Annotated in this window: 25 protein-coding genes; 13 read left to right on the top strand and 12 right to left on the bottom strand. The window is 70.0% G+C overall.

Annotated features, from left to right (window positions below; all coding sequences use genetic code 11):
* A partial coding sequence (locus ACH34R_RS22205; RefSeq protein ID WP_397563376.1) for a hypothetical protein occupies positions 1 to 200 on the top strand: 200 nt, incomplete at its 5' end.
* Positions 187 to 378 carry a CocE/NonD family hydrolase C-terminal non-catalytic domain-containing protein gene (locus tag ACH34R_RS22200; protein ID WP_397563375.1) on the top strand — a complete coding sequence of 64 codons (192 nt, stop codon included), beginning with the start codon at positions 187 to 189 and terminating at the stop codon, positions 376 to 378. The genes ACH34R_RS22205 and ACH34R_RS22200, both read left to right, overlap by 14 nt.
* Positions 379 to 512: 134 nt before the next feature.
* Here the strand turns inward: ACH34R_RS22200 and ACH34R_RS22195 are convergent, their stop codons facing one another.
* Positions 513 to 1,667, bottom strand: a complete 1,155-nt coding sequence (locus tag ACH34R_RS22195) for an FAD-dependent monooxygenase (RefSeq protein ID WP_397563374.1) — start codon at positions 1,665 to 1,667, stop codon at positions 513 to 515.
* Positions 1,664 to 2,146, bottom strand: a complete 483-nt coding sequence (locus ACH34R_RS22190; protein ID WP_397563373.1) for a GbsR/MarR family transcriptional regulator — start codon at positions 2,144 to 2,146, stop codon at positions 1,664 to 1,666. The genes ACH34R_RS22195 and ACH34R_RS22190 overlap by 4 nt, the downstream gene beginning before the upstream one ends.
* A 462-nt stretch (positions 2,147 to 2,608) precedes the next feature.
* On the opposite strand from ACH34R_RS22190, the gene ACH34R_RS22185 reads away from it, so the two are divergent.
* The 5 genes from ACH34R_RS22185 to ACH34R_RS22165 all read left to right on the top strand — a co-directional run bounded on the left by ACH34R_RS22185 (position 2,609) and on the right by ACH34R_RS22165 (position 5,893).
* Positions 2,609 to 2,911: a hypothetical protein gene (locus tag ACH34R_RS22185; protein WP_397563372.1), complete on the top strand. Its 303-nt coding sequence runs from the start codon at positions 2,609 to 2,611 to the stop codon at positions 2,909 to 2,911.
* 80 nt (positions 2,912 to 2,991) lie between these two features.
* Positions 2,992 to 3,519, top strand: coding sequence for a hypothetical protein (locus ACH34R_RS22180; protein ID WP_397563371.1), 528 nt, complete (start codon positions 2,992 to 2,994; stop codon positions 3,517 to 3,519).
* Positions 3,520 to 3,567: 48 nt separating this feature from the next.
* On the top strand, positions 3,568 to 4,104 hold the full coding sequence (locus ACH34R_RS22175) for a hypothetical protein (protein ID WP_397563370.1): 537 nt from the start codon (positions 3,568 to 3,570) through the stop codon (positions 4,102 to 4,104).
* Positions 4,105 to 4,757: 653 nt separating this feature from the next.
* A complete protein-coding gene (locus ACH34R_RS22170) occupies positions 4,758 to 5,489 on the top strand; it encodes an alpha/beta fold hydrolase (RefSeq protein ID WP_397563369.1) in 732 nt (243 codons plus the stop codon).
* The gene (locus tag ACH34R_RS22165) at positions 5,486 to 5,893 is read left to right on the top strand and encodes a rhodanese-like domain-containing protein (RefSeq protein WP_397563368.1); all 408 of its coding nucleotides are present in this window, start codon (positions 5,486 to 5,488) and stop codon (positions 5,891 to 5,893) included. The genes ACH34R_RS22170 and ACH34R_RS22165 overlap by 4 nt, the downstream gene beginning before the upstream one ends.
* A 32-nt stretch (positions 5,894 to 5,925) precedes the next feature.
* On the opposite strand, the gene ACH34R_RS22160 is transcribed toward ACH34R_RS22165, so the two are convergent.
* On the bottom strand, positions 5,926 to 6,159 hold the full coding sequence (locus ACH34R_RS22160; protein WP_397563367.1) for a hypothetical protein: 234 nt from the start codon (positions 6,157 to 6,159) through the stop codon (positions 5,926 to 5,928).
* Positions 6,160 to 6,902: 743 nt separating this feature from the next.
* Between ACH34R_RS22160 and ACH34R_RS22155 the strand changes: the two genes are divergently transcribed.
* The 3 genes from ACH34R_RS22155 (at position 6,903) to ACH34R_RS22145 (ending at position 12,091) form a co-directional block, all read left to right on the top strand.
* Complete coding sequence (locus tag ACH34R_RS22155; protein ID WP_397563366.1) at positions 6,903 to 8,420, top strand: SulP family inorganic anion transporter; 1,518 nt, start codon at positions 6,903 to 6,905, stop codon at positions 8,418 to 8,420.
* A 1,334-nt stretch (positions 8,421 to 9,754) separates the two neighbouring features.
* Positions 9,755 to 11,221: a hypothetical protein gene (locus ACH34R_RS22150; protein ID WP_397563365.1), complete on the top strand. Its 1,467-nt coding sequence runs from the start codon at positions 9,755 to 9,757 to the stop codon at positions 11,219 to 11,221.
* Positions 11,222 to 11,383: 162 nt separating this feature from the next.
* Entirely contained in the window at positions 11,384 to 12,091 is a 708-nt protein-coding gene (locus ACH34R_RS22145) for a LuxR C-terminal-related transcriptional regulator (protein WP_397563364.1), read from the top strand.
* A gap of 79 nt (positions 12,092 to 12,170) precedes the next feature.
* Here ACH34R_RS22145 and ACH34R_RS22140 read toward each other — a convergent pair whose 3' ends face one another.
* A complete protein-coding gene (locus ACH34R_RS22140) occupies positions 12,171 to 12,623 on the bottom strand; it encodes a MarR family transcriptional regulator (protein ID WP_397563363.1) in 453 nt (150 codons plus the stop codon).
* 108 nt (positions 12,624 to 12,731) lie between these two features.
* Between ACH34R_RS22140 and ACH34R_RS22135 the strand changes: the two genes are divergently transcribed.
* Positions 12,732 to 13,565: an alpha/beta fold hydrolase gene (locus ACH34R_RS22135; protein ID WP_397563362.1), complete on the top strand. Its 834-nt coding sequence runs from the start codon at positions 12,732 to 12,734 to the stop codon at positions 13,563 to 13,565.
* Between the two features lie 67 nt (positions 13,566 to 13,632).
* Here the strand turns inward: ACH34R_RS22135 and ACH34R_RS22130 are convergent, their stop codons facing one another.
* The gene (locus ACH34R_RS22130; RefSeq protein WP_397563361.1) at positions 13,633 to 14,697 is read right to left on the bottom strand and encodes an FAD-dependent oxidoreductase; all 1,065 of its coding nucleotides are present in this window, start codon (positions 14,695 to 14,697) and stop codon (positions 13,633 to 13,635) included.
* Positions 14,694 to 15,041, bottom strand: coding sequence for a hypothetical protein (locus ACH34R_RS22125; protein WP_397563360.1), 348 nt, complete (start codon positions 15,039 to 15,041; stop codon positions 14,694 to 14,696). The genes ACH34R_RS22130 and ACH34R_RS22125 overlap by 4 nt, the downstream gene beginning before the upstream one ends.
* Positions 15,042 to 15,148: 107 nt before the next feature.
* Here ACH34R_RS22125 and ACH34R_RS22120 point away from each other — a divergent pair, with 107 nt between their 5' ends.
* Together ACH34R_RS22120 and ACH34R_RS22115 are read left to right on the top strand one after the other, a co-directional pair.
* Complete coding sequence (locus ACH34R_RS22120) at positions 15,149 to 15,841, top strand: Lrp/AsnC family transcriptional regulator (protein ID WP_397563359.1); 693 nt, start codon at positions 15,149 to 15,151, stop codon at positions 15,839 to 15,841.
* Positions 15,838 to 16,077, top strand: coding sequence for an Lrp/AsnC family transcriptional regulator (locus ACH34R_RS22115; protein ID WP_397563358.1), 240 nt, complete (start codon positions 15,838 to 15,840; stop codon positions 16,075 to 16,077). The genes ACH34R_RS22120 and ACH34R_RS22115 overlap by 4 nt, the downstream gene beginning before the upstream one ends.
* A gap of 34 nt (positions 16,078 to 16,111) precedes the next feature.
* On the opposite strand, the gene ACH34R_RS22110 is transcribed toward ACH34R_RS22115, so the two are convergent.
* The 6 genes from ACH34R_RS22110 to ACH34R_RS22085 all read right to left on the bottom strand — a co-directional run bounded on the left by ACH34R_RS22110 (position 16,112) and on the right by ACH34R_RS22085 (position 22,054).
* On the bottom strand, positions 16,112 to 16,852 hold the full coding sequence (locus ACH34R_RS22110; protein ID WP_397563357.1) for an ABC transporter permease: 741 nt from the start codon (positions 16,850 to 16,852) through the stop codon (positions 16,112 to 16,114).
* Positions 16,849 to 17,754, bottom strand: a complete 906-nt coding sequence (locus ACH34R_RS22105; protein ID WP_397563356.1) for an ABC transporter ATP-binding protein — start codon at positions 17,752 to 17,754, stop codon at positions 16,849 to 16,851. Before ACH34R_RS22105 ends, ACH34R_RS22110 begins: the two co-directional genes overlap by 4 nt.
* Positions 17,751 to 18,449, bottom strand: a complete 699-nt coding sequence (locus ACH34R_RS22100; protein WP_397563355.1) for a DUF998 domain-containing protein — start codon at positions 18,447 to 18,449, stop codon at positions 17,751 to 17,753. Before ACH34R_RS22100 ends, ACH34R_RS22105 begins: the two co-directional genes overlap by 4 nt.
* A gap of 271 nt (positions 18,450 to 18,720) precedes the next feature.
* Entirely contained in the window at positions 18,721 to 19,698 is a 978-nt protein-coding gene (locus ACH34R_RS22095) for a carbohydrate kinase family protein (RefSeq protein ID WP_397563354.1), read from the bottom strand.
* Entirely contained in the window at positions 19,674 to 20,996 is a 1,323-nt protein-coding gene (locus ACH34R_RS22090; RefSeq protein ID WP_397563353.1) for a hypothetical protein, read from the bottom strand. The genes ACH34R_RS22095 and ACH34R_RS22090 overlap by 25 nt, the downstream gene beginning before the upstream one ends.
* Entirely contained in the window at positions 20,993 to 22,054 is a 1,062-nt protein-coding gene (locus tag ACH34R_RS22085; protein ID WP_397563352.1) for an amidohydrolase family protein, read from the bottom strand. The genes ACH34R_RS22090 and ACH34R_RS22085 overlap by 4 nt, the downstream gene beginning before the upstream one ends.
* Positions 22,055 to 22,108: the final 54 nt, after the last annotated feature.

Here is a 22,108-nt window from a genome sequence, read left to right as displayed (position 1 = left end):
CTTTCCGGGATCGGCGGCAACGACTGCCGACCAGGCTTCCCGGCGCACCTGCATGGAACCTATCAAGAACCGCCAAGATCGGGCATGGGGAGGTGGTGCCGGTCATCGAGCGGGGAGACGTGGTCAAACGGCACTGCGACGTTTGCGGCACCGCTGAGCTCGGCCGGCGCGTCCAGCCGGGCGAGAGTGACGCCTACTGAAAACCAACGGTACCGAGGGGGTTCACCCCGACTGCCCGCTCCCGGAACCGGCCAGGAGGAGACGGCAGGCGTACGCACGGTGGACATCACGCTGTGGCCGATGGCCCACCGCTTCGCCCGCGGCCACCGGATCCGGCTCCAGGTCGCCCGGGGTGCCCACCCCCCGCTATGGCCGTAATCCCGGCACCGGCCGGCCCTTGGCCACAGAGCGCGAACTACGCGCATCCGACAACGAGATCCTGCACGAGCCCGACCACCCCTCGGCCGTCTGGCTGCCCGTTCCTTGCTACGTGACGCCCTCACCGGCAGGTGTCAGCCGTGGACCGGTGGGGCGGGCAAGGAGGGAGGCCGCCATCGCCAGGTGGCGTTGCCGTCCGGGCTCAGGCCCTTGCGCCACAACGGGCCTGGCACCAGGCAGATCATGGTGGTCATCGCCTTGTGCAGGGCGGGGGAGGTGCTGCGGCGGCCATCGGCGCGGGCGCCGCGCACGGTCGCCTGGGTGCGCGGGCGGCGTTCGGTGTCGTAGCGGCGCAGTGCGTCCTGGACGGTCGGCTCATCGGCCAGCGCGGCGGCGAGTACGACGGCGTCCTCGATGGACTGCCCCGCGCCCTGGCCACGGTCGGGGCTCATCGCGTGCGCGGCATCCCCCAGCAACGCCACCCGCCCGCGTACGTAGGTCGGCAGTGGGTCCAGATCGCGGATGTCGACATGGATCACCGCTTCTTCGGGGGTCGCAGCGACCAGCGCCGGGATCGGGTCGTGCCAGTCGCGCACCCGGTGGGCGACAGCGGCCTTCTCATCGTCGTAGCGGACACCCGGGTCCGGGCTGATGGTGACGTAGGCCCAGTAGGCCCGGCCACCGCCGAGGGGATGGATCAGGAAGTAGGCTCCGGGGCCCATGGTGATGCTGCCGGGCAGATCGCCGGCGCTGGTGATGCCCAGCCAGGCGGTCCGGCCGAGGAAACGTGGCGGAGGCGCGTCCGGCCACAGCAGCCGGCGAACGGTGCTGTGGATGCCGTCGGCCCCGATCACCAGGTCGGCGGTGGCCTCGCCGTCGTTCCAGGTGACGGTCACCGCCCGATCGTCCTGCCGGACGCCGGTGACCTGCACGCCCGTGCGCACCCATCCGGCGGGCACCGCGTCCAGCAGCACCCGGTGCAGGTCCGCGCGGTGGAAGGCCAGTAGTGGCGTCGCCTCGCCGGGGCGGGCCCGTTGCAGGTGGCGGCCGTCCGGCAGGCGCAGGTTGGCGGCGGAGTAGGTGGGTACTCCCGCGGCGCGAGCCTGCTCGCCGACCCCCAGCGCGTTCAGGGCGCGCATCGCGTTCGGCGCCTGGGACATGCCCGCGCCGATCTCGCGTGCTTCGGGGGCGCGCTCCAGTACGGTGGCCTGCCATCCGATGCGGTGCAGCGCCAGGGCCGCGGCCAGCCCGCCGATGCCGCCGCCGGCCACGATCGCTCGTCCGGTCATGGCTTGTCCATGTCCTTGCCGGTCGTGGTCCCGCCGGGGGCAAGGGGCGGTGCGGTCTGGAACACCTCGGCCATCCACTGGAAGGCGGCGTGCGCCCGGCGGATGCGTGTGGCCCGCTCGTCATCCGGGCCGATGAGTGTCAGGCCGTCGCGGGTGACGTCCAGGAAGGAGGTGATCCCGGCGATCTGGCGTCGTACGACGGCCGCCCAGGCGTCGTCTGCCATCCGGTAGTAGACGGTTCGCTCTCCCGGCCGGGTGCGCCAGGCCAGGAATCCCATGCTGGACAGCAGTCGCAGGTTGGAGGTGAGTGAGGCGCGGCTGGCGCCGATGGCCACACTGATCTGCCCGGCGGTCTGCTCAGGCGGATCGCAGATCATCAGCCATCCCAGGATCCGCCCGGCGATCGGCGGCACTCCGTCGCGCGCCAGGTGCATGGCGATGCGCTCTACCCACTCCAGCAGCGGTTCGCGGTCGGTCACGCGGCCCCTTTCTCTCTTACAGCTATTTCAGTATGAGCTAAAACTAGTGTATCGATCAATAGGGCGTGCTGTAGGAGAGCCGGGAAGTCCGGCGGGCCCGTGATGTTCGCCGTCAAGGAGGACCTCCCGGTGACTCCGCGCACTGTGGCTGTGCGGTTCACGGGCGGATCGCGCCGTCTTTGATCGTGGACGACGCCCTGAAACCCCAGGCGATGACGAGTCTCCCGCGAGGTGATCGCTGGCCTGCCGGCCATGCTGCCCTGGATGAGGACTCGGCCGCGAGCCTGGCCTGATTCGCCGATCCCCGGTGCCGGGCTATCCCCGGATGGATCAGGCGAGGTTCCTTATCGTCACCGGTACGATACGTCGCCATTCCGTCACGGTAAGTAGTATCATAACTACTTTAGGTTCACATTTGAGGAGGCCATCGGAAGTACACGGCAGTGAAAGGAGAGCGATCCCATGTCCATGATCCAGACTGGCGTCGTCGAGCTCGGTTCCGACGACCCGGTCGAGACGGCCAGCGGCAACACCTCCACCTTCACGCGCGTCACCTTCCCCACCCCGTTCCCCGCCGGTTCCCAGGTCATCGTCCTGCCGTTCACGCAGACGTTCAACGGCTCCGACCCGCCCGGCATCCGCATCGCCGACGTCAACGAACAGGGTTTCCTGATCCGCCTGAACGAGGTCCTGGTCACCGGCTCGGTCAAGAGCAACGGCGTCCACGCCGTGGAGACCATCGGCTGGCTCGCCTCCACCGTCTGACGCACACCCTTAAGGCACCCGGCCACCGCACACGGTACGGCCGGGTGCCTCCCATACTCCGCCGGCGAAGGGCCCCTCACATGCGGATGATCGCGGCGATCCTGGCCTTGGTCCTGTTGCCCGGTGCCCCAGTGGCCGTACCCGCCGCTGCCGCCACCGCCGCGGCCACCCTGATCAACTGCCTCGGGACGACCACCGTCTCCTTCTCCCCAGGGCTGACCACCACGCCGCGGAGCGTCGTGACCAGCGGCCAGGACGACGCCACCACCTGCCTGAGCCTCACCCACCCCGGGCTCACAAGCTTCGTCGGCCCGTTCTCCGGAACCGCCACCCAGTCGTGCACGACCTTCTTCGGCAGCGGTTCGGGTACCGAGACGCTGTACTGGAACGACGGCACCACCAGCACCTGGCACTACACCAACGACTTCGCCAATGTGAACGGCACCAAGGTCGGCGCCTCCACCGGCCGGATCTCCTCCGGCGCCCTGGCCGGCGCCGAGGTGACACAGACGATCACGTTCGCCAACCTCGACCTCACCGCCTGCGCCACGCCCGCCGGCCTGACCGAGATCAGCGGCGTGGACACCTGGACGATCACCGGTACCTAGCCGGGCGGCCCGGCCGATACCGCCCCCCGCCCCGGAAGGAGCATCCCGATGCCGCGGCTCTTCCGCCTGTTCGCCATCCCGCTCGGCCTCATCCTGGCGGTGGCCCTGTACCCGCCGGCCCCGGCGCCGGCAGCCGTCCTGGACGTCGTCTGCACCCCGCCCAGCAGCGACCTGGTCACCTACCGCCCGCCGCTGACCGCGACCGCGCAGGACGTCTCCATCGACGCCACCACCCACTACGGCCCCTGCGCCGCGGCCGGCGTCCCCGGCCTCACCTCCGGATCACGCGCCTTCCAGGGCAGCGGAAGCCGCTCGTGCCTGAGCCTGCTCTCCTCCGGTACCGAGACCTTCACCATCACCTGGAACACCGGCCAGACCAGCACCGTCTCGGTCGCCAAGCTCGTCACCGTCGCTGGCGCCACCCTGGTGGTGACCTTCACCGGTACTGTCACCGCGGGGTTGTTCACCGGCAGCAGAGTGCTTCAGACCGTGACCGGCCCGGCCACCGACATCACGCTGTGCACCCTGGGCCTGGGCACGGTCTCCAGCATCTCCTCCCTGGTCACCCTGGAGATCACCGCCTGAGGAGCCGCCTCTTGTACGGATGATCAGGAGCATCGGGTGGTGGATCCGGATCCGGTGACCGCGCCGCAGGTGCGGTGGATCTTCGCGCGTCGCCTGTCCGGGAGTTGAACGGGCGTGGGGGGACTCGTGTGAGTGCGGTGTCCGGCCAGGTCGCTCCGGCCCGCCGGTTCCACACCTGCCGGCCGATGTAAACGCGGATTCTCCGAAATGGACGCGACCGTGGGCAACGCCTCTGAACGATGGGCATTGCGCTCCCTGTCTACACGAGAGGGGCACAGCACCCGCACCGCCCGCAGACGATCTTCCTGCCCCCGGAACGGCAATCCGAGTAAAGCCGCGGGCCCTTCACCGCTTGCCTTCCCCTCCGAGCCGCGTGCGGCTTTCGTGACGTGGTGTGGGAGATGTACCGCCAGAGCGGCGACACGGTGCTGCCGGCGGTGCCTTCGGCCACCTCACCGCCGCCGAACTCGAACACTACGCCGACGAGGGAACACGGGTGTTCCTCGCTGCCTACGGCGTGGGCCAGGACGTAGGGCGGCGGGCGCGGTGGGGGGGCTTTCGGAGTGTCGTCGGTGCTGGTGGGCGTCCGCAGAAACGACACTCCTGATCAGTACCTCTACATATCCCGAACCCTCGAATATCGGAGGAGCATAATGACGAAGGTGATCTCGGCGGACGGCACATTCATTGCCTATGAGCGTTTCGGCAGCGATGGGCACCTCGCGCCGCGCGTCCCCGCGATCGCCTACGACCGCCGCGGCGACTGGACCGTCCAACGGGAGATCGAGGACCTCGCCGCCCTCATCGAGACCGCCGGTGGAAGCGCCGCGGTCTACGGCCATTCCTCCGGAGCCGCCCTCGCCCTGCACGCGGCCGCCGCCGGCCTGCCCATTACCAAGCTCATCCTGCACGAGCCGCCATTCACCCCCGCCCGAGACGGTGAAGACCAGCACCGGCTCGAAGCCACCGAGGACGAGTCCGCACACGAGCAGGCCACCGCCATCCGCGCCCTGCTCGCCCAGGGCCGCAAAGCCGAGGCCATCGCGGCCTTCCTCGCGCCCACCGGGATGCCGCAGCAGATGGTCGAGCAGATGAGCAACGACGCCGCCGTACAGGCCGTCGCCCACACATTGCCGCACGACCCGTTCGAGGTGGTCAGCGCCCGCAGCAGAGGCGGCGCCACCCCGGCCGAGCAGGCCGCCACCGTAACGATCCCGACGCTGCTGCTATGCGGCGGCGACAGCTTCCCCTGGATGATCGAGACCGGCGCCCAACTCGCCGCCGCCATGCCCGGCGGACGTCACCACGTCATGCCCGGTCGGCAACACGTCGCCGCACCACAGGTGCCGGCATCGGTGCCGGCTGACTTCCTGGTCAGCTCATGAGCATCGACGTGGTGCTCGCCGCCGCCCGCTCCCGGCTGCGCCGGCTTCACCCCGCCCAAGCGGCTGAGGCCGTCGCCGGTGGGGCCCGGCTGGTCGACACCCGGCCCGAGTTCCAACGCCAGGCCGACGGAGAGATCCCGGGCGCCGTCATCATCGAACGAAACCACCTCGAATGGCGTCTGGACCCCACCAGCGACGCGAAGATCCCCGAAGCCGTCGACCACGACGTCGCCTGGATCGTGGTCTGCGACGAGGGTTACTCCTCCTCCCTGGCCGCCGCCTCCCTTCAGGCCCTCGGCCTACACAACGCCACCGACGTCATCGGCGGCTTCCAGGCATGGAAACTCGCCGGCCTCCCCGTCACACCTGCCCGATCGGCCGACCGGCCCGAGGACGCTCCCTAGCCGCCACACCTCGCAAAACCCGGGGATGGCACCTATCGGCATGGCATGGAGATGAGCGCCATGGGCTCGGCCATCTCAATGAGGCGCTGATCGCGGGGTGCGCGGGCCGCATGGGCGCGGCAGACCTGGCGGCGTACCGCATCGTGGACAATCTGCTGCTCGTCGTCTTCACCGTGATGGGCGCGGCGGCGGCGCCGATCACGATCATGTCCGGTCAGGCGCTGGGTGCGGGCGATGGTGTGGCGGCCACCCAGTGGCAGGCGCAAGGGGGATCGTCCTGCTGCTCGTTGTCTTCGCCGGTCCCTGGCTGCTCACGCTGGTCACGCCAACCCGGTGATGGCGAACCTGGCCTGGGCGGCAGTACCGCTCGCGGTGCTCAGCCTGGTCCCGATGGTGCCCGCCGTGGCATGCGGCTCGTTGCTGCGCGCACGATGGGCGACACGCGGTCCGTCATGCTCGCCAACGTGGCCGGGGACTACCCTGATGTTGATCCCGCTCGCCGGGCTGCCGGGGGTGTACGTCGCCTGGATCGCGCGTTCGGCCTCACGCTCTCCCTCATACTCGCTGCGTGTCCGCGCTCACCCATGGCGGGGAACGGCGACCTCGGCTCGAACATGATCGACGTCTCTCTCCTGGCCGGGATGTTCAGAGAGTTGTACACCCTCGGCCGGATCTCTCAGAAACGCGAATGGCACCGCGGTGAAGGGAAGGCGACACCCGCCGGGGGCGGCTGTCCGCGGTGGCCTGCGCCGCGGTGCCATTCGCGCTCCCGATCCTGCGGCGTAGCTGACGAGGCGGACGATCTGCACGCTCGCAAGCCGTGGAGCCACCGACGCCTGCCCACGGCAGCACCGCTGACGTCATCATCCGGCCTGCCGCCCTTCCTCGGCCTGGGCCCACCGCGAGCGCGCTGCCTGGCCGCTTCTCCTTTCGTGCTGCCGTCTGCCCTGGCCGGTGGCATGCTGCCCGCTGCCCCGTTGAGGGCTGTTCCACTCCTGAAGGACGCCTGTTGACCAGCTCATCTGTGCCCGCCCGTACGTCCGCGCCCCTGGCGGCCCGGCTGCGGCCCGGCCGCCCCGAATGGCTCAAGCCATCGGTGGCCCGCACCGAGATCCTTTCCGGTCTGGTCGTCGCCCTCGCCCTCATCCCCGAGGCGATCTCGTTCTCCATCATCGCCGGCGTCGATCCCAGCGTCGGCCTGTTCGCCTCCTTCACCATGGCCGTGGTCATCGCCATCGCCGGCGGCCGTCCCGCGATGATCTCCGCCGCTACCGGGGCCATCGCCCTGGTCGTCGCCCCACTGGCCCGCGAACACGGCCTGGGCTACCTGATCGCCACCGTCATCCTCGGCGGCCTCATCCAGATCGCGCTCGGCGCGCTCGGCGTGGCCAAGCTGATGCGCTTCGTACCCCGCAGCGTCATGGTCGGCTTCGTCAACGCCCTGGCCATCCTGATCTTCATGGCGCAGGTGCCCGAACTCATCGACGTGCCGTGGATCGTCTACCCGCTGGTGGCCGGCGCGCTGGCGCTGATGGTGTTCCTGCCCCGGCTGACCAAGGTGGTCCCGGCGCCGCTGATCTCCATCGCCGCGCTCACCGCACTGACCATCGGCGCCCACCTGGCCGTGCCCACCGTCGGCGACCGTGGGGTGCTGCCGTCCTCGTTGCCCATCCTCGGCCTGCCGGACGTGCCCTTCACGCTGGACACCCTGACGCTGATCGCCCCGTACGCGGTCGGCTTCGCCCTGGTCGGGCTGATGGAGTCGCTGATGACCGCCAAGCTGGTCGACGACCTCACCGACACCCGCTGCTCCAAGACCCGCGAGTCCATCGGCCAGGGCATCGCCAACATCGTCACCGGCTTCTTCGGCGGCATGGGCGGCTGCGCCATGATCGGCCAGACCATGATCAACGTCAAGAACGGCGCCCGCACCCGGCTGTCCACCTTCACCGCCGGCGTCATGCTCATGGTGCTGTGCATCGTGTTCGGCCCGCTGGTCTCCCAGATCCCGATGGCCGCCCTGGTCGCCGTGATGATCCTGGTGTCGGTCGGTACCTTCGACTGGCACTCCATCGCCCCGGCCACGCTCAAGCGCATGCCCGCCGGCGAGATCGGCGTCATGGTCATCACGGTCGCCGTCGTGGTCGCCACCCACAACCTGGCCATCGGCGTCGTCGTCGGCTCGCTGACCGGCCTGGTCATCTTCGCCCGCCGGGTGGCGCACCTGGCCGAGGTCTCCGCCGTCGTGGACCCCGACGGCGGGCAGGCCGTCTACGCCGTCACCGGCGAGTTGTTCTTCGCCTCCAGCAACGACCTGGCCTCGCAGTTCGACTACGCGACCGATCCCGACGACGTGGTCATCGACCTGACCGACGCTCACATCTGGGACGCCTCCTCCGTCGCCGCCCTGGACGCCGTCGAAGCCAAGTACGCCGCCCGCGGCAAGACCGTCCAGATCATCGGCCTCAACCAGCCCAGCGCCCGCATGCACGGCGCCCTGTCCGGAGAGCTGTCCGGCAGCCACTGACACCGCCCACAGCCCTCGACGATCGCACTCACCCTGCGGCTGCCGCACCGGCGGAGGACCTGCCGTACAAGGCCGACGCCGTCGTCTACGGCGTTCACGAACTCCCGGTCACCTGGTGAGCAGGACATGATGCGACCCAAAGCCGACACGGACCTTTTCGTCGGTCCCGGCCAATGCGTCTTGACCGAACCGGCCATCTTCGCCCAAGACGACAACGGCATCGCCCCCGCAGGGACACCGGGGCAGGCCCGCGTCAGGCAGAAAGGTGGGGTTCAGGAGCCAGATGCGTGGAGGGCACCTGTACACGATGCCCCTCCGACGCCGCGCCGCTGATCGCCCAAGGCGTGCTGGACCCGCGGCTGTTCGAGGTCACCCAACTGGAGCAGCACCTTCGGATCGCCGGCGTGCCCGGCCTCCGCCGCATTTCAATTATGAGCCGAGGCCATGGACATCTCCAGCAGCACCTGTCCTATGAATTGAACGAGCACACTCGTTGGTTCGGCCGGCAGGTACGACCGAATCTCGATACACGCCTACCATCGGAACCCCCAGTGACTGCTCCACGCCGGCCGTTGCGTCCGATCTCTTGGTGGGTCGTTGTGGCCGTCCTGGTTGCGCGGCCTGGTTTCTGGCAGAAGCCGGTACGGCTCCCCACATAGTGCAAGCCGGATTGCGTATCAATGCGATCCGCCCGCGTCGTCACACCCCGGTCCGCATATGCATATTCACTGGATTTTCACTCATGCCGCTGGTAAAGGTCTGATGCCTGTGGTATTTACCTCTCAGGGAGACCGGGGTTGTACCCGGAGAATGTCCGAAGTCGATGTACTTGAAAAGGTGTGGCGCCGTTTCGGCCGGGCCGAACATCGGGAGGGCAGGCAGAGACTGCCGTTTTCGTCGCGCTCAGGTGTGGCACGACCTGCGGGGGGCGCCCGGCCCGGATCACGACGACGCGAAGGGAGCCTTCCGTGGAGCAGAGTGGGCAAGGCGCTGATCCGGATCGTGACGCCCCGGTCGCCGGGCCGGAGGCGGCCGACGATCAGGAGACCGACCGCTTGGACACACCCGAACCTGTCGCTTCTTCCGGCCCGCCGTCGGCGTCGCCCGGTGCGCCTGGGGGAGGGCTCCCGAACCCCGGGCCGGGTAGGCCCTGGGGGCCGCAGGGGAGTCCCGGTCCGCCTTGGGGGCCGCCGCCGCCCCCTCCGACCGGCCCGTCCTGGCAACCACCAGGGCCGGACATCCCGGGACGATCTCCGTATCCGTATTCCGGGTCCGGATCCCCGGTTCCAGGCCCGCCGGGTGAAAGGCGTGGGCCGGGCGGTGCCTTGCGCGTGGTGGCAGTGGCACTGCTGAACCTCTCCGGCCTCGGTCTCGGATACCTGCTGCTCGGCCGCCTTTTGCCGATGGTGGGATGCCTGGTGGCCACCGGCCTGACCGTGGTCGCGGCCCTGCCCGTCGCGCCCGACGGGGTGCCGGGGGTCGTGCCCGTCCTCTGGCTGGTCGTGGCGGTGGCCTCAGCCGCTCACGGCGCCTGGCGGGCAATGGGCGAGTCACCCTCGTCGGCCAGGGATCGGCTGATCCCCTTCGCCCTGCCGCTGGCGGTGGTCCTGTTCGCCGTACCGGTCTCTGCCGTGCTCGTGCACAACTCGATGCAGCGGGCGGCGCAGCACGAGGCCTACGAGCAACTGCAGCTCAGCCGACTGGCCGAGGCCGACAGGCTGGTCGGCAGGGCCGAGCAGGGGAGCTTCGACGACGCGCTGAAGATCTACGCGGATCTGGCCGAGAACCACGTCCGGAGCCGCGCGGCGCGCCGGGTGCCCGACGGGATCAAGAAGTTGTACGAGACGGCCGCCTTGCCGTACACCAGCGGCGAGTACTGCGACGCCCAGCCGACCCTGCGCTACCTGCGCGACCTGCGGACCAAGGTGAACCCGGCGCTGCTGGGCGACCGGGCCGGCTGGCCCGATGAACCGCTCGCCCACTCCCTGCACGAGTGCGGCGCCCTGCGGTTGGAGGATGACCTGAACAGCAAGGCGGGCGAGGGCATGACCGTCACCTCGGCCGGGCTGTTCAACTCTCTGGCCGACGAGGCGCCTGGCTCGCCGTACGTGGACAAGACCCGGAAGTTGCTTGAGGACAAGGTGGCCGAGCTGAAGAAGGCCGCTGCCGGTGATCCCTGCGGATCTCGGGCGACGCTGCACAACGCGACGGCGGTCTTCAAGGAGATCTCGGCGGGGTACGCCGGCGCGCTGGCCGACGGCACGAGCGAGATCGCGCAGGAGGCGCACTTCGGCTGTGGTGTGCGGGAGTTCAAGAAGAAGCAGTTCGCCGCCGCCCAGGCGACGATGACCGGCTACGTCAAGCGGTACAAGGACGGCCCGCAGGTGGCGCGGGCCCGGCAGATCGCCATCGCCGCGGAGATCGCGCGCCAGACGAGCAAGAAGGCGGGCAGCAGCCTGCCGCGGGAGAGGCCGCCCGGCGGCGCGCGGATGGCGGTGACCGTCCGCAACGACGGCAAGGGCAAGGTAGAGATCCTCTACACCGGGCCGGTGACCGGGCGGATCATGCTGAAGAGCTGCGGCAAGTGCAGGGTCTACCCGAACGAGAAGGCGGGGAACTCCCGTGGTTGCCAGGGGTCCCGCTCCTATCCAAGAGCGACGCTGCTGCTGCCGAAGGGCAAGTACCACCTGCTGATCAAGCGTGATGGCCGGAACGATGGCGATGCCTGGAACATCAGACCCGGCTACGTGTACACCTCATGCCTCTTCGTCCATAAGTGGTCGATTTTCGACGACCTCTGATCGGTCTCCGGGGCCCACCTCCGAACTCGCCTGCCGCGCCTTGGCCCGGCAGGCGGCCGGCGGCCGGTGAGAGTACGGGCCATGTCAATATCTCTCAGGTCAGATCTTGTCTGGACCTGATGCTGACGCGGCCCGCGGGTTGCGGCCGGAATCGTTGGCGGCATGCGACTTCAACGAATGCAGATCTGGGCGCTGGTCGTTCTCGGGCTCGTCGTGGCGCTCGCGCTCATGCCGCTGCCGACGCTTCCCTACACCATGGGCTTCGCGCCACGCTGGGTGACCGTCCTGGCCGCCGTGCTGGGCGCGGTCTTCGTGGTACGACCGCACCCGGCGGGGCTGGTGCCCGCCGTGCTGCTGCTGTGGTCGGCGGGCGGCGTCGTGCTCATGGACGTCCGCATGCCCCGCATGGACGGCGTGGCCGCCACCGGCGAGCTGCTCGCAGGCGCTCCAGACGCGCCGAAGGTGATCGTGCTGACCACGTTCGATCTGGACGAGTACGCCTTCGCCGCGTTGCGCGCCGGGGCCTCCGGATTCCTGCTCAAGGACGCGCCCGCCGAGGAAATGCTGGCGGCCGTGCGCACCGTGCACGAGGGCGACGCGGTCATCGCGCCCTCCACCACCCGTCGCCTGCTCGACCATGTGGCTCCCACCCTCTCCGTGCCAGGGCCCGACCCGCTGACCGACCGCGAACGCGAAGTCCTGCGCCACATCGCCATGGGACATACCAACGCGGAGATCGCGGGTCTGCTGTTCCTGTCAGAGGGCACGGTGAAGACGCACGTGGGCCGCATCCTGGTCAAGCTGGGGCTGCGAAACCGCGTCCAGGCGGTCATCTGGGCTTACGAACACGGCCTGGCCCGCCTGCGCTGACGGCCAGCCGCAGCAGGACCACTGTCCATCTGCGGCGACCGCACCGGTCGTTGCGAGTCGTTCAGCGTGACCCACACTGTCATTCGCGCAGGCGGGTGAGCGCCTGGGGTGACAGGTGCCGCGCGAGTTCCTCCAGGACAGAGACGATCTCGGCGACCCGAGCAGGGTCGGCGGTGCCCAGCGCTTTGGCCAGGGCGGCGTCGATGGAGGTTGAGCGGACCTGTTCCACCCGGCCGGAGATCTCAGGGGCGGGCAGGACGCGGAGGCGACGGCGGTCGCGGGCATCGGGCTCGGTGACGACGGCGCCGGCCTCGCGGAGCCGGGCCACCGCCGCCGATACGGCGCTCTGCGGCAAACCGGTGCGGGTGACGATCTCGCTGATCGCGCTGCCGGGGTGCGCGCGGATGTCGCTGACCACGGTCAGTGCCGTACGAACACTGCCCCGCTGCCGGCCCGATCCTTCGGTCGGCAGCGCGTCCTCGCCGATCTTCATCAGGGTGCGGCCGAGGAGAAACAGGTCGACTCCGTTCATGTGATCCAAGATACATCGAAAGTGATGTATCCATATTGATGTATCAAACTTGATGGAATACGGTTGATCGCGAACGCGACACCAGAGCCCATGTGAAAGGACCCCGCCATGGCCATCGCCATGACCGGTCGGCTGACCGTTCCCGGCGCCACCCTCTACTACGAAGTGCGCGGCAACGGCCCGATGCTGCTGATCGCCCAGAGCGGCGAAGGCGATGCCGACCGCAGCAGCGACCTGGCCGACCAGCTCGCCGACACCTACACCGTCATCACCTACGACCGGCGCGGCCTGTCCCGCAGCATCCTGGACGACCCCAGCCGCGGCGTGAGCATGATCGAGCACGCCGACGACGTCCACCGTCTGCTCGCCGAACTCACCGATCGACCGGCCCTGATGCTCGGTTGCAGCCTGGGCGCCGTCATCGGCCTGCACCTCGCGGTCCGCCATCCGGGGCAGATCAGCACGCTCATCGCCCACGAGCCGGTCGCCCCCGGCCTGCTGCCCGAGGGCGAGCGCACCCATCACGAGGCCGAACTGGCCGCAATTCAGCAGCTCTACCGCGGGGAGGGGCTGGCGCCGGCGCTCAAAGTCATCGCCGAGGTGCTGGGCATCGACCCGGCCGGCCCCGATGCCGAACCCGGCCTGACCCCTCAGCCGATGACCGCCGGGAGGATCGCCAACTTCGGCTTCTTCATCGAGCACGACTTCACCGCCGTCATCGGCGACGCCCTGCCGGTCACCGAGCTGGCGGGCACCCCGACGCGGATCGTGCCCGCCACCGGCCGTACCACCCCGCGGACCGTCTTCGACTACCGCTGCGCACAAGAGCTGGCCGCGCTGCTCGGCACCGAGCTCGCCGAGTTCCCCGGCGGCCACAACGGCAACACCACCCACCCCCGCGCCTACGCCGCTCAACTCCGCCAGATCCTGCGGAACGCCTGACCCACGCGCAAGGCCACGGAGAGCAATCGTGTACCACCGCGTTCGAGGAATCGGGCTCGCCCCGAGGTCAGCCGGCGGGCAGGGGGGCTTGGCCGAGGACGCGGGCACCGTTGGCCGCGGAGATGCGGACCGCGGCAAACCCCAAGTCGATCATCTCCTGTTCATACGCGCGCAGCGCCGGGATGAGCGGGCCGCCCCGGATCAGGGCCGCGGCCAGCGCCGCCGCGTCACGCATGGCGAGGTTGGCCCCGGCTCCGGCCGCTGGGCTCATGGCGTGGGCGGCGTCGCCGAGGAGGGTGACGCGGGTGGTCTTCCATGGTGGGATCGGGACGCTGGTGCGCAGGGTCAGCGGGAAAATCTCCCGCCAGGCGGCGATCATTTTCTGGATGAGGGGATGCCAGCCGTCCGTCAGCTCCGTGACCGTGGCTCTGAGCCGCTCCTGGCACATCAGGTGGAGGTCGGGCGGGAGGTCTTCGGCGCGGGCGCCGAAGGAGCAGGTGGCGTAGTCGCGGGTGGGAGCGACTCCCACCATGCGATGGCCCGGGCCGGTGATCGCGGTGAACACGTTGCCCATGCCTTCGGCCTGCTCGGATGGGATCTTGCCGTAGAGCTGGATCAGGCCGGTGCCGGCGATGCGGGCGTGCGGCAGGTACTGGCGGCGTACTACGGAATTGATGCCGTCGGCGCCGACCAGCACCTCGCCGGTGACGGTTGAGCCATCGTCGAAGCGCGCTGTCACGCGGTCTGCCCAGCTCTCGAAGCCGGTCAGCCGCTTGCCGAAGGTGACCATCCCGGCAACTTCGGCCTTCAGCGCCTCCCGCAGCGTCCGCCGGTCGATCGACAGGTGCCGCCCGCCCAACTCAAGGATTTCCAGCACTTCGAGCGCGGGATCAAGGCGGACGAAGCGTGGCTCGGGAGTGTAGGTGGTGGCCTGGAACTCCGCCCATCGCTCGGGCGTCATCACGCTGGTCAGCGCGTCGATGCCCACATCGCTCAGGTGCAGGCGGTAGCCCTGGCGCCGGATGAGCGGGCGGGGGTCGCGCTCGTAGACGGCCACGTCGAGCCCAGCCCGACGTAACCCGCTCGCCAGGGCCAGCCCACCGAGACCGGCCCCGATGACGATCACCCTCACCGCTGCCCACCGCCGAAGTCCGCGGCGTGCTCGGCGGCCCACGCCGACAGCGCCGTGGCCGGCGCCCCCGTGATGTCGCGCACGGTGGAAGTGACGGCCGCAGGTGGGGCCGCCGCCATCGTGGCGCAGCCGGCGAGCAACTCCTCGACGAAGCCGTCGGGGAAGTCGGGGTCGGCCAGCAGCCGGGCGCGCTCCTGCGCCGGCGACGGTTCCTGCCAGCGCAACCGGCGGCCGATGGCCTCACCGATCAGCTTGGCTCGGACGGCGGCGCCGCCCCTGGCCAGCCGCTCGGCCACCCTCCTGCCGACATGTCCGGTAGCTCCGAAGACAAGGTATGTGCTCATGCGTCAACGGTCGCGCCGGCTCGGCGGCAATGCAGCTCACAAGCCACTTGGCGACAAAAAGCCGCATGTGACAATGAAACATGGCGAAAACTAGCGCACTTGATGCGATGGACCACGCCCTCGTGCACGCACTCCAGATCGACGGGCGCGCCTCCTTCCGCGCGATCGCCGAGGTGCTCGACGTGTCTGAGCACACCGTCGCCCGCCGCTACCGCAAGCTACGCACACAGGGCGTCCTGCGGGTCGTCGGCTTGCTCAACGGCCAGCGCTTCGGGTATATCTCGTGGTCGGTGCGCCTGGTGTGCACGCCGGATGCGGCCGGGCCGGTGGCCGAGGCGCTCGCCCGCCGCGACGACACCGTCTGGGTCCGCCTGCTGTCCGGCGGCACCGAGATCGCCTGTGGCGTCCAGGCAGGCGGCGACCAGGACGGCGACGCCCTGCTGTTGAAGAAGCTGCCTCGTACCCCACGCATCGTCGCCATGTCCGCGCACGCGACCCTGCACATGTTCGCGGGATGGCGCAGCCGGGTCGCCGTGCTCTCCCACGAGCAGGCCGAGCGGTTGCGGCCGGCCCCGCCGTACGAGATGGAGAGCTCCCTGAGCGGGGAGGATCGCGCCCTGTTGCGTGTGCTGGCCCAGGACGGGCGGGCCGGGTACGGCGGCTGGCGGCGGCCAGCGGGTGGTCACAAACCACCGTACGACGCCGCCTCGATCAGTTGCGGTCCAGCGACGCGCTCAGGTTCGACGTTGAGATCCCGGTGCAGGCCCTGGGCTACCACGCCGAGGCCTGGTTGTGGATGAAGGTGGAGCCGTCGGCCCTGGCCTCGGTCGGCGCCGCGATGGCCGCGCACCCCGAGGCCGACGTGGTGGCGGCCACCACCGGCCCGACCAACCTCATGGCCGGGGTGACCTGCCGCGACACCCGCGCCCTGTACCGCTACCTCACCGAGCGGGTAGCGCCGCTCCACGGCGTGCGCGAGCTGGAGACCGCCCCCGTGATCCGTACGGTCAAGCGGGTGGGCACGCTTCTGCCCTGAGCCCTGGCAGGTGTCATCCCGCAGGCCACTGCACTCATGCGTCCTTGCGGCGGAACGTCAGGAGGGCGGCTCCTGTGAGCACGGCGACGAAGCCGGTGTACAACAGGAAGCCGGGCCAGGGCGACGAGTGCGGGAGCGTCGTGACGACCTGCGCGCCGGCGACGGTCGGCCAGAGACCGGCGACCTCCGGCGGCAGCAGTTGCAGTACGGCCAGGACGAGGACGGTCATCGACGTCAGCAGGGTGACGCCGGCGGCGGTGGACCGGGTCAGAAATCCCAGCGCCAGGCCGAGCTGCCCGATCAGCGCGAGGTAGAGCCCGCCCCCAAGGACGGCCCGGACCGCCTCTGGATCGCCGATGCTGGCGTGCGGCACCCCGCTCGCGGCGAGGGCACCCTGGCCGATGAGGAACGAGCCGAGCGCCGCTGTCAGCCCCGCGACGGCGGCGACCAGGCCGACGACGACGGCCTTGGCGGCGAACAGCCGGCCGCGCCGGGGCACCGTGGTCAGGCTTGCGCGGATCGTGCCGGTGGCGTACTCGGAGGTGATCGACAGCACGCCCAGGAGGCCGACGACGAGTTGGCCGAACATCATCCCACCTTGGAGGCTGAGGGCGGTGGGGTCGAAGTCCGCAGGCCGCTCCTGGTAGATCTCGCTCGCGCCGCCGCTGAACAGCGCCCCGAAGCCGATGCTCAGGATCGCCAAGGCGATGAGGCAGTAGGAGGTGGACCGGAGCGTGCGCAGCTTACGCCATTCGCCCCGCAGCGCTGCCTTCACCGGTCCGCTCCCCATACTCCGCTGAATTCGGCGCTGTCGCGGGTGAGATCCATGTACGCCTGCTCCAAGGTGGCCCGCTGAGGCGTCAGCTCGGTCAGAGGCAGCCCGCGGGCCGCGGCGAGTGCTCCGATGGCGGCACTGTCCATGCCGGTGACGGTCAACGCCGATCCGGACCACCGGATCGAGGCCCCCTCGCCTGAGAGGAGACGGGCCAGCTCGGCCGATCGCGCGGCTCGTACCAGCACCGACTGTGAGCCGGTGAGCTCCGCCAACCCCGTGTCGGCCAGGAGACGGCCCCGCCCGATCACGATCAGGTGGTCCGCGGTCAGTGCCATCTCGCTCATCAGATGGCTGGAGACGAGGACGGTGCGCCCCTCGGCGGCCAGGTTCCGTACGAGTTCGCGGATCCACCTGATGCCTTCGGGGTCCAGGCCGTTCACCGGTTCGTCGAAGATCAGCACTTCGGGGTCGCCCAGGAGTGCCGCCGCGATCCCCAGCCGTTGGCTCATGCCGAGCGAGAACGCCCCCGCCCGCCGGTGCGCCGCCTGTTCGAGGCCGACGAGGCCGAGCACCTCGTCGACGCGGCGGTCGGGGATACCACCGCTCGCCGCCAGGCAGCGCAGATGGTCGCGGGCCGTCCTGTGTGGGTGCACGGCGCGCGCGTCGAGCAGGGCGCCGACGGTGCGCAGCGGATGGGCCAGGTCGGCGTAGCGGCGTCCGGCCACGGTCGCCGTCCCCTGCGTCGGCCGGTCCAGCCCCACCACCAGGCGCAGCGTGGTGGATTTGCCTGCGCCGTTCGGGCCGAGGAATCCGGTGACAACGCCCGCTTTGACGGTGAACGTGAGCTGGTCAACAGCACGTCCCGTGCCGTACGCCTTGGTGAGCCGGGAGATCTCGATCATGAATGTGCCTCCATGGCGGCACGCGTCCTGAGCAGGCGAAGTGGCACCAGCGCGGCCCAGATCCAGCCGAGCGGGATGACCATCCGGCCCGCGATCCCGTCGAGGACCGCGTACCACTCGCCGGAGATGGCCAGCGGCTGGAGAATGAGGCTGCCGCCGTACATGATCAACGGCGCCAGGACGCCGTTGGCGGCGAGGAAGGCCGCCCAGGCCCGCCCGCCGGGCTCGGCGGCGAAGCGCCGGGCGAAGGTCAAGCAGGCGAGGGTCGTGGCGGCGTAGACGACGAACGCCGTCATCCAGTGCAGGTGCCCGTGCCAGCTCGCCTGGGCGTTCACGCCGGGCAGGAGGTCTGACGGGGTTCCCGGTGGATAGCCGAGCTGCGGATCGGTGACGAACACCCCTGCGGCGATCATGGCTGCGCCGTACACCGCCACCAGCCGCGGACCCCATCGAGCACCGCGCCCGGCAGGCAGCGCACGCCGTATCCCGGCGGCGCACGCGATCATCAGCGTTCCGGTGATCACGAAGTTGGCGATCTGCAGTGGGCCGCGGTCACCGGTCATCATCAAGCTCGGCGCGTGGCGCAGCGGGTCGTACCCGGCGCGGAACACCATGTCGAGGTGGAACACCAGCAGCGAGGCGAGCGGTGCGACGGCCCCGCAGATCAGCAGGGCCCGTGTTGTTGGGTAGGACATGCACTGATTCGACCGTGGGGTGAAGGTGCGGGGGGAGCCGCGATGGTGGTGTTCGCGGCGCCGCAAGACCGTACTTTCGTAGGGTCCGCGTAGGCAGGCCGCTGCCTAGGGTGAGGGTGTGCATGCCCGGCTGATCCGCGAAAGCGGTCGTTGACGCGCTGACAGTGGTGTACTGCCTGGTCCGCGTCGCTGCCGAGGGTCACACCGTCGCGGCCGAGGTCGCCCCGCCCCGACCTCGGCCGCGGCGGCATGCCCCCCGCCGCGCGGAGTCTCAGCTCCGGAGACGGTAGAGGGCTGTGGTGACGGTTTCGGCGGTGATGTCGGGGTTGATGGTGTGGGGGCTGGTGACCTTGAGCATGGCGACCACCGCGCCGTACCGGGCGGCGTCCGCGAGGGTGCGGCCCTGGATGAGGGCCGCGAGGACGCCGGCGAGGTAGGCGTCGCCCGCGCCCGCCGTACTGGCGACCCGTGCAGGATGGGCCGGGGAGTGGGTCAGCCTCTCGGTGTCCCAGGCCCATGAGCCGGAGGTTCCGGCGGTGATGACCATGTTGAGGCCGGGGTGCCGATCGACGGCCGCCGTGACGATGGCGGCGGGGTCGGGATGCCGCGACCGGACGAGTGCGCGTGCCTCGTCGATGTTGACGGCCAGCAGGTCCGTACGCGGCAGCAGTGCTTCCGCCTCCTCGGCCTCCCCGCTGACGAACGACGTGACGCGGAAGAAGCCGTGCTCGGTGGCGAGGTCGAGCAGCGCGGACCGCGCGGGCAGCGGTACCTCGGGCAGCGCCAGCGCCACCCCCTTGCCCCGGTGGCGGCGGAAGACCGGCGACACCACCCGTATGTCGGCGAGGCCGACGCTCGCGCTCGCAGAGTTCCTGGCGGTGAGGTTCCCGCCCTCGCCGGATGGATATACGAAGCACGCGGCGAACAACGTCGGGCGGCTCGCGTCGATCCGCACGTGCGTGGCGTCGAGCCCGACCGCGCGAAGTTCGGCGAGCAGCGCGGACCCCCGTTCGTCCGCGCCGACCGCGCCGACCGGTACGACCGGGAGATCCGGTCTCAGCAGTGTGCGCAGGTAGTGGCAGACGATGTGCAACTTGCCGTAATCCCGGCTGTCGAGCAGGTCGGCGGCCCGGCTCTCCTCGCGCCTGATCGCGTGCTCGGAGTCCAGGGCGAAGACGACACCCGAGCCGATCCCGCCGGTGCCGATCACCACCTCGCAGGCGGTCAGCCGCCGAAGTCCGGCAACCACGGTCGCTCCGCTTCGATCAGTTCGTCGGTCATCGCGCGGATCTGGTCCAGGCCGAGCAGGGAGCCGGTGAGCCGGTCCAGGGAGACCGCGGCGTACACTAGGTCCCTGGACCGCTGCCGGTAGGCGTCGACCACACACCCCTGGAACCCGATGGACGCGAGGTTGATCCCGGCGCACGCGGACGGCAGCCGCCCGACGTGGGTGGGCTGGACACCGGAGCCGTCCACCAGGCAGGGGACCTCCACGCAGCATCCGTCCGGCAGATTGGTGATCAGACCGGTGTTGGGCACGTTCCCGTAGACCGTGCGCGGGGTGTCGGTGACGATGGAGTCGGCGATCCACGCCGCGTACTCCTCGCCGGCCTCGGGTTCCCCGGCGGCGAGCCGCTCGGCCAGCAGCTCCTGGTCGGTGTCGGTCTGGGCCCCGGTGATCTCCAGATAGTCCCAGCGCCGCGGCAGATGGCCGGCCACGTCGGCCGGTGTGCGCCGGAAGTGCGGATAGTACTCGGACGCGTGGTGGCTGGACTCGGTCGGGAAGTAGCCGGTGAGGTTCAGGATCTCGGTGCGTACGGCCTCGCGTCCGCCCGCGTACCACTCGTCGATCGGCTCAGCGGGCTCGCGGTCGCCGCGGCGGTAGGCGTTGACCGCGGCGGCCAGCTCGGCTCGTACGTCCACGCCGCGGTGGCGGAACTCCAGCATCCACGCCTGGTGGTTGATCCCGGCCGCGCGGAAGCTCCAGTCGCCGGGGCGGTAACCCAGGATCGCGGCCAGTTCGTCGGCGGTGTGCCGCACCGAGTGGCAGAGCCCGGCCGTCCTCGCCCCCGCGGCGGACGCGAACCAGCAGTTGACCGACATCGGGTTGGCGTAGTTGAGCAGCAGCGCGTCAGGGCAGAGTTCGGCCATGCCTCGGACCACGTCATCGAGGGCGCGCATCGACCGCAGGCCGCGGAAGACGCCGCCGGGACCGAGCGTGTCGCCGACGGTCTGGTCGATTCCGTACCGGCGCGGGATCTCCATGTCGTGCGCGTACGCCTCGCGCCCGCCCGCCTGGAAGCAGGTGACGACGAAGTCCGCGCCGGACAGCGCCTTGCGGAGGTCCGTCGTCGGCTCGACCCGGGCCGGAACCCTCCGGGCCTGGACCAACCGGCGGATCAGGCGGTCCGCGCGGGTCAGCGCCGCCGGGTCGATGTCCATCAGCGCGTAGGCGGCGTCCTGAAGGCTGGGAAAGGCGAGGAAGTCGTTCATCAGGCGCAGCGGGAACTCGTACCCGCCCGCGCCGACCAGTGCGACCTTCGTCATGCGCGTACCTCCAGGTGAGGTAAGAGTCTGAGTGCGTTGCCTGCGTACACCTTGGCCAGTACCTCGTCCGGCAGGTCCAGGCCGGAGATGGTCCACCGGCCCAACGGCGGCGGGTCCTCCAGCGAGTGCGGGAAGCACTCGTCGGCCGTCTCCAGGAACCGGAAGTGGATCGGGTAGCTCTCGCCGGTGGGCGGGATCTCGTCGGTGCCGAAGAGCACGCGGTCCGGGTGGGCGAGGAGGAGATCCCTGGTGGCCCGCGGCCGGCGGCCGAGTTGCGCGATGCGGGCGGCGATGTCGATGTGCAGGTTGGAGTAGGTGTCGAGCATCCGCCGCACCCAGCCGAGGTTCTCGGCGTAGTTGCCGCCGTGCACGCCCACGAACGTGGTACGCGGATGTGCCGCGACCACCGACTCCATCGCGTCGATCAGCCGATGGAAGGGCGGGAAGGCGTCGCCCGCGTACGACCAGTCGGGCCGGTCGGTGAGCAGCTCCAGGTACTCGTTGCGTCCGTCGACCGGCTGGAAGAAGGCGACCGGATCGGCCACGTGCCACCAGACCGGGACGCCCAGCTCTCCGGCGGCCGACCATAGGCCGCCGAGCCGGGGGTCGTCGGGCAGGACGAGTTCGCCCAGGTGGTCGCGGACCCGCAGGCCGAGGTCCTTCCACACCTTCAGCCCGGCCGCGCCCGCACGGACCGAAGCGGCAAGGTCTTTGACCAAATCGTGTCCAGGCGTGGCGAGCGCCGACCAGTCCACGTGACAGAAGGTGGCCACCCTGCCGGGGAAGGCGCGGTCGAAGCGATCGAGGTTCGCCTCCAGCTCCGCGCCCCACCGCCCGTCCAGGTTCACGAAGGCGCGCACGTTGTACGCGTCCATCTCCTCCAGCCATTTGGCGACGTCCGATATCGCCCATTCGCCGTCCCGCCCGGCCCAGCCGGACAGCCAGCGGCCGAGGTGCGCGTGCGCGTCGACGGCGGGACATCGGGCGCGCTCCACCCGATGCTCCGGCTGGACGACCTGCGATCGGGGCCGGAACTCGGCCAGCGGAAGATCCGTCACGACACGTTTCCTTTCAGCCTCGCCCGGCCTTTGGGGAGATCCTGTGTCCTGCTG

The sequence above is a fragment of the Spongiactinospora sp. 9N601 genome (assembly GCF_044326295.1).
Classification (GTDB): Bacteria; Actinomycetota; Actinomycetes; order Streptosporangiales; family Streptosporangiaceae; genus Spongiactinospora; species Spongiactinospora gelatinilytica.
The sequence above is the reverse complement of the archived record's forward strand: the minus strand, read 5'-3'. Positions and strand labels throughout refer to the sequence as shown.

Coding starts and splice junctions, on each gene's coding strand:
- ACH34R_RS22140 (WP_397563363.1), bottom strand. CDS start 12,623: ATGAACGGAGTCGACCTGTTTCTCCTCGGCCGCACCCTGATGAAGATC.
- ACH34R_RS22185 (WP_397563372.1), top strand. CDS start 2,609: ATGTCCATGATCCAGACTGGCGTCGTCGAGCTCGGTTCCGACGACCCG.
- ACH34R_RS22180 (WP_397563371.1), top strand. CDS start 2,992: ATGCGGATGATCGCGGCGATCCTGGCCTTGGTCCTGTTGCCCGGTGCC.
- ACH34R_RS22105 (WP_397563356.1), bottom strand. CDS start 17,754: ATGATCGAGATCTCCCGGCTCACCAAGGCGTACGGCACGGGACGTGCT.
- ACH34R_RS22135 (WP_397563362.1), top strand. CDS start 12,732: ATGGCCATCGCCATGACCGGTCGGCTGACCGTTCCCGGCGCCACCCTC.
- ACH34R_RS22100 (WP_397563355.1), bottom strand. CDS start 18,449: ATGTCCTACCCAACAACACGGGCCCTGCTGATCTGCGGGGCCGTCGCA.
- ACH34R_RS22125 (WP_397563360.1), bottom strand. CDS start 15,041: ATGAGCACATACCTTGTCTTCGGAGCTACCGGACATGTCGGCAGGAGG.
- ACH34R_RS22115 (WP_397563358.1), top strand. CDS start 15,838: ATGAAGGTGGAGCCGTCGGCCCTGGCCTCGGTCGGCGCCGCGATGGCC.
- ACH34R_RS22120 (WP_397563359.1), top strand. CDS start 15,149: ATGGACCACGCCCTCGTGCACGCACTCCAGATCGACGGGCGCGCCTCC.
- ACH34R_RS22170 (WP_397563369.1), top strand. CDS start 4,758: ATGACGAAGGTGATCTCGGCGGACGGCACATTCATTGCCTATGAGCGT.
- ACH34R_RS22090 (WP_397563353.1), bottom strand. CDS start 20,996: ATGACGAAGGTCGCACTGGTCGGCGCGGGCGGGTACGAGTTCCCGCTG.
- ACH34R_RS22175 (WP_397563370.1), top strand. CDS start 3,568: ATGCCGCGGCTCTTCCGCCTGTTCGCCATCCCGCTCGGCCTCATCCTG.
- ACH34R_RS22165 (WP_397563368.1), top strand. CDS start 5,486: ATGAGCATCGACGTGGTGCTCGCCGCCGCCCGCTCCCGGCTGCGCCGG.
- ACH34R_RS22195 (WP_397563374.1), bottom strand. CDS start 1,667: ATGACCGGACGAGCGATCGTGGCCGGCGGCGGCATCGGCGGGCTGGCC.
- ACH34R_RS22145 (WP_397563364.1), top strand. CDS start 11,384: ATGCGACTTCAACGAATGCAGATCTGGGCGCTGGTCGTTCTCGGGCTC.